Origin of the sequence: Paenibacillus sp. FSL R7-277 (assembly GCF_000517965.1) — a bacterium.
Lineage (GTDB): Bacteria > Bacillota > Bacilli > Paenibacillales > Paenibacillaceae > Paenibacillus_AQ > Paenibacillus_AQ silagei.
The window spans coordinates 60,638-75,322 of the sequence record NZ_ASPX01000021.1 but is presented as its reverse complement, the minus strand read 5'-3'; the positions used below and the strand labels follow the sequence as shown (position 1 = coordinate 75,322).

Sequence of the window (14,685 nt, the reverse complement as noted above, 5' to 3'; positions counted from 1 at the left end):
AAGAGGGATGATACCATGAACGTACAGTTGAACCGCTGGAGGATCTTGATTGCATCAACGATCATTAATATCTGTGTAGGCGCCATTTATGCTTTCAGTATTTTCGCACTGCCATTAACGAAGGTTTTCAGCGTGAGCATGCCGGATATTATGATTGCTTTTACCATTAATGCAGCGATTTCCCCGATTCCGATGATCCTAGGCGGTAAGCTGGTGGATAAAGGGGGAGCCAAGAAGGCAGTCTTTATCGGCGGTGCGATGTTCGGGATTGGGTTCATTCTCTCGGGCCTGGCTACTGCACCTTGGATGCTGTATATCACCTATGGTGTCATTACCGGGATTGGCCAGGGAATTGTGTATTCCTCGACCATTGGCAACAGCGTGAAGCTCTTTCCGGATAAAAGAGGTCTAGCAGCGGGGATCGTTACCGCCGGATATGGCGGCGGCACCATCGCTATCGCTCCTATCGCTAATGCGCTGATCACCAGCAATGGTGTACAGTCTGCCTTAATTACACTCGGTGTTGCATTCCTGGTGATTATTCTAGGGCTTGGCTTGCTCGTCAAACCTGCCCCGGCCGGTTATGCTCCTGAAGGATGGACCCCTCCGGTAACCGGAGCCGCCAAGGCGGGAGTGAATGTACCATGGAACGAGATGATCAAGAAGCCGCTATTCTATGTGATTGCCTGCCTGTTCCTGATCGGTGCCCTGTCTGGTATGATGGTAACCGCGAATGCATCGGTAATCGGTCAAAAAATGTTCGGCTTAACCGCAGCCGCCGCAGCGCTCTACGTCAGCTTGTACTCACTGAGCAACTGCCTGGGCCGGGTGTTCTGGGGCGCAGTGTCCGATAGAATCGGCCGGGTGAACTGCCTGCTGATGATTTATCTCGTCATTTCGGCTATGATGCTCACAATTGCTCTAACGACTTCCGTGGCCGGATTCGCTGTCGCGATTGCCGGGATCGGCTTATGCTTCGGCGGAACAATGGGCATCTTCCCGTCCATTGTCGGTGAGAAATTCGGAATGAAATATTACGGTGTGAACTACGGGGTCACCTTCATCGGCTACTCGGGAGCCGCATTCTTCGGACCGAGAATTGCCGGCAGTGTAGCGGCAGCCAATGACGGCAACTTCACGAATGCCTTTTACATCGCGCTGGTCATCTCCCTGGTCGGCTTCGCCTTAACCTTCGTCTACAAAGCTATGGAGAAGCAGAAGCCCGAGCCGGAAGTGGCTAAGGCGGCTTAAGGAAGTCCGGAAGTTCAAATAAACAACATTAATTAATATATGGAGGTCATTATAATGTCGATTACACAACTGTTAGGAATTAAATATCCGATTTTCCAGGGCGGTATGGCTCAGATTGCTGTGTCTCCACTGGTAGGTGCTGTGTCCAACGCGGGCGGGCTGGGCATTATCGGCTCCGGCGGATTCACCGCCGACCGGCTCCGTGACGAGATCCGCAAGGCCAAAGCAAGCACTGACAAGCCTTTTGCCGTCAACCTGATGCTGATGATGAACAATATCCCTGAGCTGATCCAGGTTATTATTGAAGAAGGCGTGAAGATCGTAACTACAGGCGCAGGCACACCAGCTCCTTATATGCCGATTCTGAAGGAACATGGTATTATCGTGATTCCGGTAGTCCCTTCCGTCAAAATCGCCAAAAAGATGGAAGCACTCGGAGTTGACGCCATTGTTGCTGAAGGTACTGAAGCAGGCGGACATGTAGGTGAAACTACGACGATGGCCCTACTGCCGCAAGTCGCCAGCGCGGTATCGATTCCGGTAATTGGCGCCGGCGGGATCGCCGATGGACGCGGGATTGCCGCTGCTTTTGCACTCGGAGCCCAAGGTGTTCAGGTTGGAACCCGGTTCCTCGCGACCGTGGAATGCCCGACACATGAGAACTTCAAGCTGGCAGTCATCAACGCCGATGATACCAGCACAACCGTAACTGGCCGCAGCCTCGGCGGTCCGGTAAGAAGCATCAAGAACAGCATGATTGCCGAATTCCTCAGAATGGAGAATGAGAAGGCATCGCGTGAGGAGCTGGAGAGCTTAAGCCTGGGCTCGCTGCGCAGAGCCGTATTTGAAGGGGATACCGATACCGGCTCCGTGATGGCCGGACAGATCTGCGGGATGGTTAACAAAATTACCACCGTGGAAGAGATGATCACCACCATGTTCGCTGAGGCGCAGGAAGTCATGGACAAGATGGGCAAAGTAACCTTTGAAGCTGTAGCACATGCCTAATTAAGGTTTTGCTAACCATTAGCCAAATGGTATCATTTATATAATGATGCGGTTTGGCTTTTTGTCTAGGTGGAATGTAAGCGTTAATCTCATGGGTTAGGACTGATGAAGGTGACCAAAAAAAATAAAAATACAGGTAAACCCGCTTTCGAAGAACTCGTGGAAGAATATCCGTCTACGTTATTTGTTACCGATCAGAACGGGAATATCTTAATCTCCAATGAATTTACTGCTCTAACCATCGGCATCCATCTGGAGGAGCTGCTCAAGGCGAACGTCCAGGATCTGGTGAAGGCGGGTTATTACAACAATTCCATCACAATGGAGGCGATTGCGACCAAGCAGAAGGTCTCCAGGACCGTCAATACCTCCAGAGGCTTCCATGTGTTCTCGTCGGCCATTCCCATTCTGGACAAGGACGGGGAGGTACAACTGGTCGTCACCACCTCCAATGAATTCAGCCAGGAGCATAACTATTATGAAGCGAATGTGCCTGTGGCCCAGCAGATCCATAAGCAGCTAGGCGGTACGGCGGCGGAGAAGAAGAAAGGCATCGTGGCCGAGAGTCTGGCGATGAAGCAGATTATCAAGGTCTGCAACCAGATTGCCTCTTACGACAGCAAGGTGCTAATCTACGGCGAATCCGGCACGGGCAAAGAGGTGATCGCCAAGTACATTCATATGAAGAGCGAGAAGTGGAAGGGGCCGTTCATTCCGATTAACTGCGCTGCAATTGCTCCGGCTCTTTTTGAATACGAATTGTTCGGGTACGAGAAGGGCGTGCTTGAGGGGCAGACGGAGGTCAAGGCCGGTATGATCGAAATTGCGAGCGGCGGAGTGCTGTTCCTGGATGAGATTGCAGATCTGCCGATGGAGATGCAGGCCAAATTATTGCGGGTGCTTGAGAATAATGAAGTGAGACGCGTGGGCGGCATTACCAATATTGCGGTCCATTGCCGCGTGATTGCAGCTACCAACCGGGATCTCTGGAGCCTGGTCAAAAAAGGGCTGTTCCGCGAAGATCTGTATTACCGGATTAATGTGATTCCGATTCATATTCCGCCGCTGCGCAACCGGAAGCTGGACCTGGTAGGGTTAATCTCCAGCTTCATCACCAGCTTCAATGAGATGTACGGCAAGAAATATGTGCTGAGTGCCGAAGAATTCGATAAGATGCTGAACCAGCCCTGGCATGGGAATGTTAGAGAATTAAGGAATTACATCGAGCGGCTGGTGGTGACCGAGCATGTGGGCCAGAGCATACAGGAAGAGGAGCAGATTGGCGACTGGTTCTCTCTCGACCACTTCATTGAGAAGAATAAGCATCAGCTCGCAAGTCTGAAGGATTTCACTGCTGTCGCGGAGGGCCATTATATCAAAAAAGTGCTGCAGGATTGTGCCGGGAACGGGACGGAGGCGGCCAAGCGCCTAAACGTTGACCGGTCGGTAATCTACAGAAAGCTGAAGAAGATGGAAGAGGTGCTGCGATTTAAATGAACCTATTTCCAGGATAAGACGTATTATCACTGTGCGTGTTATTCTATGGAAATGGAGTGAATTGAATGAAATTATCATTGTTGCGCCGCCGCTCTGCCTTTTGGACGAGGACCATGCTTTCGGCTGCACTGGTTCTGACACTTACGGCTCCGGCTGTTCAGGCCGCCGCCGTTCCCCCTGCTTCTACCGCTCCGGCAGCTGCCACTGCAGCGGCCAAGCCGCTGACAACAGAGAATGCTGCGGCCTTCCTCAAGCAATTCTTCAGTTCGGATGCGGTGAAAGCGCAGCTATCCGGTGCGGTTGTGGTAATGGTGAAGGATGGCAAGACGGTTATCGAAGAAGGCTTCGGATTTGCGGATAAGGCTGCCAAAAGTAAGGTAGACCCTGACAAAACCGTCTTCCGTCTGGCCTCGGTATCCAAAACCTTCACTGCGACTGCCGCCATGCAGCTCGTTGAGCAAGGCAAGCTGGATTTGAAAGCGGATTTCCAGACTTATACCGGTCCGATGGCCTTCGACAACCCCTTCGGGGTTCCGGTAACTGTGGGGGATCTGCTGAGCCACACCACCGGCTTCCGTATCCAGGACCCGCTGCCGGAGGATATCAACCAGGATTTCACCACCAAGGTGTCGATTGAGGATTATGTGGTGAAGCATATGCCGCCGGTGGTGCGTGAGCCGGGTACTTCCTACATGTATGACAACTTCGCTTCACTGCTGCTCGGTCTGGTAGTGGAGAAGGCAAGCGGCATGCCTTACGAGGATTATATGCAGCAGCATGTCTTCGCCCCGCTGAAGATGGGTTCAAGCGGCTTCCTGCTGGAAGGCAAGCTGAAGGACAATCTTGCTACAGCCTATGACGCCACGGGCAAAGAGGTTGATCTCTACAACGTGACGCCAACCGTGATGCCGCATGGCGGCATGTTGTCCACCGGCGATGATGTTGCCAAGTTCATGACGGCTTTTCTGAACGGGGGAGCGGTTGACAATAACCGCATTCTGAAGGCGGACACTGTACAATCGATGGAGGAATACCGTTCTGCTATCCATCCCTTGCTGCCGAATACTACCTATGGTTTCGAGGCGCCTATACAGCTTCCCGGAGCCGGCAGCAGCCCCAAGATTATCACCAAGGCCGGTGATTTGATTGGATTCAGCTCTTATATGTTTCTTATTCCCGAGCAGAATACCGGGGTGTTCATTGGTTATAATCAGCAAAGTACACTGCGTGAGCTGTTCTACCCGGCCTTTATCCAGACATTCTTCCCGCAATATGCCGCACCGGTGAAGCTGGATGCTTACAAGCCGATGAGCGCTGATACACTGAAGGCATTTACCGGCTACTATGCGGATCTCCGTATCAAGAGTCTGGTGTCTACAGTGTCTGTGCAGAATGGTGCGCTAACGATTAATGATGCTTTCCTGGGTTCCCGCAAGCTGATCCAGATAGATGATAATCTGTTCAAGGATGAGCTGACCGGCAAATTAACGGGCTTCGCCATGAAAGCAGACGGACAAAGCGCGTATATGAAGGAGCCTTACCTCAATCCGTTCAGTTATGCCCAGAAGGGGCCGGACGGCGTTGGTTATGCCGACGTTCCCGCGAGCCATCCTTATGCCACTCCGGTGCAGATGCTCCAGTCGCTGGGGTATCTGACGAATGATGCCACGCTGAGCTTTCAGCCTGAGGCAGGCGTTACGCGCGCCCAGTATGTGCGACTGATGATGGAGAGCAGCGGGCTCAAAGGAAGCACTACTGAGAAGCTGGCCTTCCCGGATCTGCAGGGCCATCCCGATGCCGCTTACATTCAGCAGGCTGTTGAGATTGGAATGATTGAAGGAACGGCCAGCGGAGAGTTCCAGCCGGACCGGGTCATCTCCCGCCAGGAGGCCGCGGTTATGATATGGAGAGCATACAATAAGCAATACCCGGATAAGCTGTTCGAGAAGGTGAAGCTGTCCGGCACTACGGACAAATGGGCCGTTCCGGCCGTGAAGATGGCCGTGGCCCTGGGCCTGTACGGACCAGACTTCAAGCCGGATGCCAAGGGCGCTATGGATTACAAGTCCAGAGCCGCGCTGAGCAAGAAGGAGAACGCAGCGATCTTGTATGCGTTGTTCACGAACCCGATCGATCAGATCGTCGCCGGACTGAAGGAGAAGCCTGCGGAAGCGGGCAAATAATCGCTGCGGATAGCAGCAGGCTACAGCATTAGTAGGCTGGAATCTTGGGATGAAGCTTAACTGCGGGAAGCTTGCATATTAATGGGACCGGCTAATGGGCCGGTCCTGTTTCGTTGTTAAAGAGATTGTAATATCCACGAATCCCTCTGATCCTGCGGAAGTCGGCGCAGAAGTGCACTTGAATCGGCTGAAAGTGGGCGGCGAGCGGAAATGAGGAGCAAAAGTGCACCCAAAATAGCCCCGGCCCTATCTTCTCAGACAAGGCCGGGGCCATCAGTTCATTCCAGGTTACCTAGTGTTGTGCCGATTAGGCCCCCAGACTTTGCAGCCACTCCAACAGTTCAGCGGCGTTGCTGCGCAGAGCGGCGTCCAGGGGAGTGAGGCCATCCCATGCTGAGCGCCAGGTCAGATCGGCTCCCCGGGCGAGCAGGTATTCGGCAGCGGCGCGCTGCCCGCCGTGGCAGGCACACCAGAAAGCAACGGTTACCTCGTCCGGTGCTGAAGCAGCACTAGCTCCCCAGGGATAACGCCGGGAGAGCAACTCACCGGCGAAATGGGCCTCCATCAGGCCAAGCAGCCCCAGTGCAGCCGCATGCCATAGCGCTGGCATAGCCCCGCGCTCTACCAGCCGGTGCGCTGCCTTCCACTGGGAGAACGCCACCGCATCGTCCAGCGGTGTGCCGCCCGCGATGACTGCGCCGGAGGCCTCGATGTCGGCCCCGGCATCAAGCAGGAGGTCGAGCACCTCGATGTCATCGCAGCTTGCCGCCCAGTGCAGCGGCGTCTCGCGGTGCGCCCCGCTGAACTGCGCATTCACTTCAGCGCCTGCCTCAATCAGCGCGGTAACCACCGCTGCATTGTTGGGATAATGCCCCGGCCAGTCGGTAGCAATATGCAGGAGCGTGCGGGACATCCCGCGATCAGTGCCGCCGCCAGTGTTCTCACTGTTTGCCCCAGCGTCTCCGCTATTAGCATTGTCAGGATCCACGCTGCTGGTTCCTGCATCGCTAGTCTCCCCGCTGCCGGTCCCTTCATTACTTGCACGTCCCTCTTCAGTCCCGGCAATTCGGGCTGTAGCCAGCCCCGGGTTTCCGGCAAGTAATTGAGTCAACCCCGGCACATCGCCTGTACGAATTGCCTGCACAACAGACTTCGCCAGCGGATCATCAACAGTCAGCCACATGATATCTTCATCGCCCATCGTAGAACTCCCTCCATTCATCCGCTGTCGTCCCAATCTCCGACATCCTGCCAGCAGTCTGCGGGTTCATAGCTGCGACAGCCCTGATGTTACAGCGGTGCACTCTGGTAATTATGCTATCAGACTGTACCGCTGTGCATGACAGTAGTATACCCGTTCTCTATTCTGCCTTCAAACTCGCATATTTTCTCCCGCTGAAGCGTGGGATATCCTTATGGCTCTTCGCTAAATCTGTACTCATCGCTAATCCTACAGCTCTCCGCTAATTCCGCGGAACCCCGCAACTCCTACTGTCCTTCACTAATCTCAGGACCACTCTGCACCCCGGTGCTTACTGCATCGGTGAAGGTGTCGGTGGTGTGGAAATAGTAGGAATGCTGGCCCGGGGGCAGCTTGGTGGTATATTGGTAGATTCGGCCGTCCACATAATTATTGTCATTCGGATTGGCAGGCTGCATGGTGCGGACGACGCCATCCAGAATCAGCTCCATAGCGAACGGTGCCTGATTGTCCGCATCCTTATAAGTTACAGTGAAGGTATAATCCGTCTGTGTGGTGCCGGTAGTGTGATTTACACCGCCTGCGGTCAGAGTGGGTGCGCTTCCGCTGATTTTGTTGGTCGCTTTAATCTCGTCAACCAGCATTTGGCCTGGAGTGACGGTGTTTTGTTTCAGCCAGATGGACATCTTGAGCGTCCGTTTATCGATGGCAGGCGTTAGGGCATTGAGATTGAATTGCAGGTCTGTCCAGTCGGACGGAACCTCGATCCATCCTCCAGTCAGGTTGTACGTTCGTTTGCCGTCATTAAGTTCAATCCGGGTCCTGAGATCAGGCGAGGCCGGATTCTTCAGGCTGATATTCAGATATTGATAGCCGCTGAGATCGACGACATCGTTCCACGGCTGAAACTTGGCCGCTGAATTTACGCTTGCCGGTGTCTGGGCGAATTGTCCGGCCGTGCGCCCGTCTGCGGTAAGCTTGGTGAATGTTCCCGTGCCGCCGTTCTGATTATACCAGTTGACCCAGGTAGTATTGGCCGCCGAACCTCCCCAGAAGCCGCCGCCTCCGAAATCATCATAGATTAGCGGAGTCGAAGGGTCCGGGAGAGCCGGGGCCACGGTGTAATGCGTGGAGCTGTAGGTGTACCCGCCGGAAGGATCTTTGGCGCGGACATCGACTCTTTTATTCGTGTAAGGCAAGGATTGGCTCTCATCAATGACCGCAGCGTAGACCGCGCCACTCACTGTGGAATACACGTTACCGGAGACCGTCATCGGCTGATAGGGCAAGCCGGTAGCCGCATATTCGACCTGACTCAGCTCCTCCCCCGCACGCGCGAATACCGTTACATTGCCCCGCACCCATTCCCCAATCACAGGCGAGAGGATCGGCAAGGCGGGCGGCACCGCTGCGGCATCGGCACCTGTTCCCGGAGTAGCGCTCAAGCCCATAACGGTATAGAGCAATCCGGCTTGAATGCTAATACTGAACTCGTTGTACCGCCACTGGTTGGTATCATCCAGATAGAGCGAACGGTCCTGATACCACGGACTTACGCTGCTCTTGTTCTTGGGGTCCTTCATATTGGGTCCACTGACCATGGCTCCCGGAAGGATAATGCCGGTGTCCCCCGGCGTATTGGATTCCTCATTGTATCGGGTATGCGGGAACATCACATGATGGGTGCCGATGCCGGAGACCCAGCTGATATTCCACGGATTCTCTCCGAACACCCAGTACATCCCCTTCAGCACCCCTTGCAGCGCTGCCGGATCACCGAATAATTCATAGTACCGCAGCAGATCGCCCAGGTAAGAGGCATGGGGCTCGTTCACCCCGAAATTCTTGAACTGGTTCAGCACCCCGTACGGGGTATCATCGGCCATGGAGAGGAAGTAATCCGCTTGCCCCTTCAGCAGGCTATGAATATGAGATTGTGTGGCGGCATCGGCAACTGGATAGAACTCAGCCATGGACATCGGACTCATATCCCAGTAGTTAGTGGAGGAGATGTCGCCCAGGGTCAGTGCGCTAATTGTAGCGGTGGCAGCATTCTTGTATTTGGCTTCGCCGGTCAGCAGGTAGAGCTCAACATCCGCCAGCAGCTTGGAATTGGGAATTCCGCCCCTCGTGGAATAAGAGCCGATTGGACCGTCAGGATGGGCAACCACATATTCATAAAAGGTGACCGCAGCACTCTCGCATTGATTGGCGAAATCCGTAAGCTCCGCGATCTGCGCGGACGGGACATCCCCTTCGTCAATCGCTGTACGGATCGCGCGTGCGGTGGCGGCGAGTGTGCCTGCTGACTTGGCCGAGCCGCCGACACTCAGATCCGTCAGCTTGCGGTCATCGGCGGTGCCGGAGACATTGTCGGTGGATTTCTCCGGATGGACGAATGAGGCGTTGTTGCGGAGATTGTACATCTCCCCGCCGAGCTGATCCGCGAACTTAATCAGGTATTCGCTGCCGAAGACGGCTTCGTCCACCAGGTCGGGAATCCCGTTGCTGTCATTATCGTACTTTACGCTGTCATGGTCAGCATAACGGATGTAGGCCAGGGCAATCTCCGCGCCGACCCACTGGTTGCCGCCGTATTTGCCGTAATCTCCGGCGTCATACCAGCTGCCGGTCAGATCATAATGGGTCAGGCCGTCCGCAGATTGCGCATCATCCAGATGGCCTGCCCCGTGGTAGAGCTTGGCTGAAGGCGCTACACTGCTGTACCCCGCAGGATAAGCATCGCTGGTCGCGACCGAGGCGCGTAGCAGCCGGTAGAAGGCGGTCATTTCATCCTTATATTGATCCCACAGATTCGGAGCAATCTCAAAAGCGTAAGAATACACCTGATTACTCCGCACTCTATAGTTGTTCCCGGAATCTGTGAGCGGGGTGAAGCCGATCGAGTAGACATGCTTGTTCCAATGCAGACCCTCATAGGTCATCGTGCCTGAGTAGACTACGTTAGTTCCGTCGACTATTTCATAAGTGGCATCTGTGACCGTGGTGTCCGAGATGAATTTCGCGTTCTTGATATCACCTGCGCTATATCCGGCCTGACTCACAGCAATATCAATTACGGAGGAGGCCTGGACAACACTCAGCGCCTGGACACTGGTAGCGACTTCATCGGAGGTTGTATCGGTGGTGCGAAAATAGTAGGTATGAGCGCCTGCCGGCAGCTTCGTTAGGAAGCTGTATTTTTTGCCGTCCGTATAGGTTACATCTGCTGGGTCGGATTCACGCATTACATAGGCGGTATCATCGATAATGACCTGAACAGCGAAGGGGGCTTCATTATCTGCATCGGTATAGATGGCTTCAAAGGTAAAATCCGTATTCTGGTTGTAGCTGCCGTCCGTATTGGCTGTCATCCCTGCCGGGCTTAACTGGGGAGCAGTTCCGCTGGACGCCGTGGTGAACATGATGTCATCCACCCACATTTCCCCGTACGTGCCGCCCGCCTGTCTGAGCCAGAGCTCCAGCTTAACCTTCTTCTTCTGAATCTTGGGCGATAAGGCATCCAGATCGAACTGCAGATCGGTCCAGGCAGCCGTGGCGGGAACATAACCCCCGGTCAGATTGTAATTGGTGATGCCATCGCTGATCACGACACGAATGAGGGACTGGGCATACCCTGCATTGTTCAGCGACAGATTCATATAACGGTAGCCTGAGAGGTCGAAGGTCTCGTTCATTGGCTGAAACTTGGCCCAGGAGGAGGAGGAGCTTGGGGTTTGTGTGAATTTTCCAATGGTGCGGGTGCCTTGGGTGGTCTTGGTGAAGGTTCCGCTGCCGCCGCTCTGATTGAACCAGTTGGTCCAGTTCTGCTTGAAGACGCCTCCGCCGGCGAAATTATCATACAAGAGAGGGTGAGAGGGACCCGGCAAGGGGGTCACAGCAGCGGCGGCAGGCCGTGGGGACAGAGCAACACTGCATAGAATTAACAACAGACTGAGGCTTACAGATACGAACTTGTTGAATCTCTGGGAGAATGGACTTCGGATGAACATCGTAGAACCTCCTCATAATGGAATATCGTTAACCCGGCTCTCCTTTCCTTTATATGAAAACGCTTGCAAAAGTAGCATAAAAGAGTTACTATCACTAATCCATGATGAATTACAGGAAATATGTGATCTATACTAGGGGTGTAGAGGGGCTATATCTATGAAACGGGGGACGAATAGAAGCTGGCGGCACAACATGCGGAAATAGATCACAGAAAAGCGGAAATAGATCATCTACGCTTATTTATTGCAAGTGTACTGTGGTACACAGAAGAACCTGAAGCTGCCTGGCGATGAATTGGCAATCGAAAGAGGGGGACATCATGTATAAAATTCTCGTTGTGGATGATGAGCCGAGAGTGAGTGCAGGGATCCGAAACTTCCTGCTGACTTCGGAGTTGAACATCACGGAGGTGGAGACGGCCATCAATGGCTTTGAAGCGATTGACTACTTGCGGATGGACCATTTCGATCTGGTGCTGACCGATATCCAGATGGGCCGGATGAGTGGAATTGAATTAATGGAGAATATCTATATGGAGCAGTGGAATGTTCCGGTGATTGTCATTTCGGCCCATGAGAAGTTTGATTTCGCCAAAAAATCGCTCCGGCTGGGAGCCAAGGATTATCTGGTGAAGCCGGTGGAGCGGACGGAACTCCTGCGGGTAGTCCGCAAAGCATTAACCCAGAAGGAGCTTCCGGGGAAAAGCGCGCAGGGGGAGCACAAGCACATCCAGGAGCATTCCCGGCGCGAGGAGTGGCTGATGGAGCTGGTCACCGAGCGGAATCTGTCGCAGCAGGATATTGAAGAGATCACCGGTGAAATGGGCGGCCTGCTGCAAGGACCCTATTTCGGAGTGATCTCCATCCGTATAGATTACAGCCAGGCCGGATTCAGCCGCCAGCAGGTTACGCTGCATGACCGCAAGCTGCTGAAATATGCGGCTCTCAATATTATGAACGAAACGTTAGCCGAATGGGATGGCATCACCTTCAACGGCTTCGGCCATTCTATCATCAGTATCATCCAGTTGTCCGCTGAAGATATGGGTGACCCCCAGGTTAGAGTGCACTCGCAGATCCAGATGATCGGGCAGATGATCGCCATGAACCTGAAGCAGCATTTGAATGCGGAGGCGATCATCGGACTCAGCACACTTGGCGGGGGTGTCTCTACGCTTCCGGGACTGCTGGAAGAAGCGGATACGGCTGCCGGGCGGAGCAGCATTCATCCCGGGCAAAAGGTGTTCTATTATGGCGATATCGCCATGCAGGAGCATCTCAGCAGAGGGCAGCAGCCGCCGGATTCCGCGCAACAGCCGCCGCCGCAGGACCCGACCGGGGATCCGAGTGTAATCTCACGGATTACAAGCTACATCCAGAACCATTACCGGAATCCGGCGCTGAAGATCCAGGATATTTCCGAGGAGGTGCATTTCAGCGCCGCCCATCTGGGTTACATTTTCAAGCGTGATATGAAAACCAACCTCTGGGACTATGTGACTGCACTGCGAATGGAGGAGGCCAAGCGCCTTATGATTGCCACGGACAAGAAGCGGTATGAAATCGCCTATGCGGTAGGGTATGAATCGCCGGAGCACTTCAGCCGGATGTTCAAGCGGGTGCTGGGCCTCACTCCGGCAGAATTCCGCAAACAGGCCAGAGGAGGGGACCGGGCTGAAGCTGAAACTTAAACTCAAGCTCAAACATAAAGTCATCCTTGCCTTCCTGCTCTGCATTGTGCTCCCGTTCCTGGTGGTGGGCTGGATTTCAGCGTATGTGGCGCTTCACACGATCAAGGAAGAGGTCGGCAGTACAACCCTGCAACTGGTGAAGCAGAATCATGTCACGCTGGACAAAACGATATCGGCGATCAATGACCGGACGATCACGCTGCTGGATAATCATTTTTTCAGCAATCCGGCAGGGTACAGCTTCTGGACGGGAATTGATACCCTGAATGAAATCCAGCAGGCCGACAACATTCTGGAGAGCTGGTCTACCGGCGGCACGGAATATGCGATATATATGAAGAACATTGAGCGCAGGGATACGCCGTTCGATCTGTCTCACAAGACCAAAGGGTTCAAATATCTGGACCAGGTGAACAGCGGATTGCCGGACGTGATGGTCAAGCAGATGGATGTCAGCGGGGCAGGGGCGCTGCGCGTCATTCCTTCAGCGACGGGCGAGCGGACGGTCTCCTTCATGCGCAGTATTCTGAACCCCCGGAATTATAACGAGGTGATCGGGCTGCTGGTCGTCCATAAGGTTGAGGTGATGCTGACCCGGGATATGGTCTCGGTGGAGCTGCCTGCTGCGGCCGGCGCCTTCTTATTCAATGATAACGGGGAGCTGCTGATGTCCACCGGGTCAGGCAGCATTTCTGCGGCCGAGATCGGCAAGAGCACCGAACCGGACGCCGCTTACGGCTATACCTTCGCCCAGGAAGGCGGGGAGGAGTGGCTCTATGCGTATTCGGACAGCTCCAGATTCCACACCCGGTTACTGTACAAAATCCCGCTGGCATCCATTACCGGCAAGCAAGTCTGGTTTCAAAAGCTGCTGGTGCTCATCTCCTTTGTTTTTCTGGCTTTTGTCCTGATGTTTGTTCTCTATCTGGTAAGACTTGTCGTCAAGCCGGTCGTGAAGCTCGTCTCTGTGATGAAAATTTATGAGCCCGGCATCAAGCTGCCATTATCCGAGGAGCCGCTCCGGCATGATGAATTCGGCATTCTGCAGGGATCATTCGTGAAAATGACCCGCAGGCTGGATCATTCGATTGAAGAAAATTACGGGATGAAGCTGAAGCAGAAGGAATATGAGCTGCTGATGCTCCAATCCCAGATTACCCCCCATTATCTGTACAATACCCTGGACTCGATTTACTGGTATGCGCTGGATAGCGGAAACGGCGAGGTGGGAGAGATGGTCAGGGACTTGTCCATGCTGCTGCGCATCGGACTTAGCCGGGGCCGGACCATGATTACGGCCGGGGAAGAACTGGAGCATGCCCAGGCGTACACCCGGCTGCAAACCAAACGTTATCCGGGTACCTTTGAGGTCTGTTGGCAGATTGATGATACCTTGAGGGACTATGAGACGCCCAAGGTCATTATCCAGCCGCTGATCGAGAATGCCATTCTTCACGGCGTACGCGGGATGGACGGAGAAGGAGAAATCCGGGTATCTGCTGTTCAAGCGGAAGGAACACTCCGCTTCATCGTCGAGGACAACGGGCATCTGCCGGTAGATCTGGAGGAGCTTGCCGCCATCCTGAGGGAAGAGCATAGTGCAAGAGGCTACGGCATCCGCAACGTGCACCAGCGGATCCAGCTCCATTACGGCGAGGCCTACGGATTAACCTATGAGCGAACCGGGGTGGGGTGGACACGGGCGATCATTACCTTGCCGCTGCGCCGGACGAAGACCGAACCTGCCGGCAACTGAGTGATAAAAGATCACGTTTTTACAGGAATCCATCATCGAAGCGGTGGCAGGATGGTTCTATAATGAGTCCATGAAAGGAGTAATG

The 14,685-nt window shown here is 54.1% G+C and carries 8 protein-coding genes; 6 read left to right on the top strand and 2 right to left on the bottom strand.

Going from position 1 to position 14,685, the window contains the following annotated elements:
• Window positions 1–15 precede the first annotated feature (15 nt).
• The 4 genes from C173_RS08620 (at window position 16) to C173_RS08605 (ending at window position 5,939) form a co-directional block, all read left to right on the top strand.
• Window positions 16–1,251, top strand: coding sequence for an L-lactate MFS transporter (locus tag C173_RS08620; protein ID WP_036724045.1), 1,236 nt, complete (start codon window positions 16–18; stop codon window positions 1,249–1,251).
• A gap of 54 nt (window positions 1,252–1,305) precedes the next feature.
• Window positions 1,306–2,259: a DUF561 domain-containing protein gene (locus tag C173_RS08615; protein ID WP_036724044.1), complete on the top strand. Its 954-nt coding sequence runs from the start codon at window positions 1,306–1,308 to the stop codon at window positions 2,257–2,259.
• Window positions 2,260–2,364: 105 nt separating this feature from the next.
• The gene (locus C173_RS08610) at window positions 2,365–3,756 is read left to right on the top strand and encodes a sigma-54 interaction domain-containing protein (RefSeq protein ID WP_051477924.1); all 1,392 of its coding nucleotides are present in this window, start codon (window positions 2,365–2,367) and stop codon (window positions 3,754–3,756) included.
• A gap of 65 nt (window positions 3,757–3,821) precedes the next feature.
• A complete protein-coding gene (locus C173_RS08605; RefSeq protein WP_036724042.1) occupies window positions 3,822–5,939 on the top strand; it encodes a serine hydrolase in 2,118 nt (705 codons plus the stop codon).
• A gap of 307 nt (window positions 5,940–6,246) precedes the next feature.
• Here the strand turns inward: C173_RS08605 and C173_RS08600 are convergent, their stop codons facing one another.
• Together C173_RS08600 and C173_RS08595 are read right to left on the bottom strand one after the other, a co-directional pair.
• Window positions 6,247–7,140 carry an ankyrin repeat domain-containing protein gene (locus C173_RS08600; protein WP_081751091.1) on the bottom strand — a complete coding sequence of 298 codons (894 nt, stop codon included), beginning with the start codon at window positions 7,138–7,140 and terminating at the stop codon, window positions 6,247–6,249.
• A gap of 287 nt (window positions 7,141–7,427) precedes the next feature.
• Window positions 7,428–11,153: a glycoside hydrolase family 9 protein gene (locus tag C173_RS08595; protein ID WP_036724041.1), complete on the bottom strand. Its 3,726-nt coding sequence runs from the start codon at window positions 11,151–11,153 to the stop codon at window positions 7,428–7,430.
• Window positions 11,154–11,473: 320 nt separating this feature from the next.
• Between C173_RS08595 and C173_RS08590 the strand changes: the two genes are divergently transcribed.
• A complete protein-coding gene (locus C173_RS08590; protein ID WP_036724039.1) occupies window positions 11,474–12,844 on the top strand; it encodes a response regulator transcription factor in 1,371 nt (456 codons plus the stop codon).
• Window positions 12,735–14,600 carry a sensor histidine kinase gene (locus C173_RS08585; RefSeq protein ID WP_081751089.1) on the top strand — a complete coding sequence of 622 codons (1,866 nt, stop codon included), beginning with the start codon at window positions 12,735–12,737 and terminating at the stop codon, window positions 14,598–14,600. The genes C173_RS08590 and C173_RS08585 overlap by 110 nt, the downstream gene beginning before the upstream one ends.
• The last annotated feature ends 85 nt before the right edge of the window (window positions 14,601–14,685 follow it).

Excerpts from the sequence above, each read along its gene's own strand:
- C173_RS08620 (WP_036724045.1), top strand. The coding sequence starts at position 16 with ATGAACGTACAGTTGAACCGCTGGAGGATCTTGATTGCATCAACGATC.
- C173_RS08615 (WP_036724044.1), top strand. The coding sequence starts at position 1,306 with ATGTCGATTACACAACTGTTAGGAATTAAATATCCGATTTTCCAGGGC.
- C173_RS08610 (WP_051477924.1), top strand. The coding sequence starts at position 2,365 with ATGAAGGTGACCAAAAAAAATAAAAATACAGGTAAACCCGCTTTCGAA.
- C173_RS08605 (WP_036724042.1), top strand. The coding sequence starts at position 3,822 with ATGAAATTATCATTGTTGCGCCGCCGCTCTGCCTTTTGGACGAGGACC.
- C173_RS08600 (WP_081751091.1), bottom strand. The coding sequence starts at position 7,140 with ATGGGCGATGAAGATATCATGTGGCTGACTGTTGATGATCCGCTGGCG.
- C173_RS08595 (WP_036724041.1), bottom strand. The coding sequence starts at position 11,153 with ATGTTCATCCGAAGTCCATTCTCCCAGAGATTCAACAAGTTCGTATCT.
- C173_RS08590 (WP_036724039.1), top strand. The coding sequence starts at position 11,474 with ATGTATAAAATTCTCGTTGTGGATGATGAGCCGAGAGTGAGTGCAGGG.
- C173_RS08585 (WP_081751089.1), top strand. The coding sequence starts at position 12,735 with ATGAATCGCCGGAGCACTTCAGCCGGATGTTCAAGCGGGTGCTGGGCC.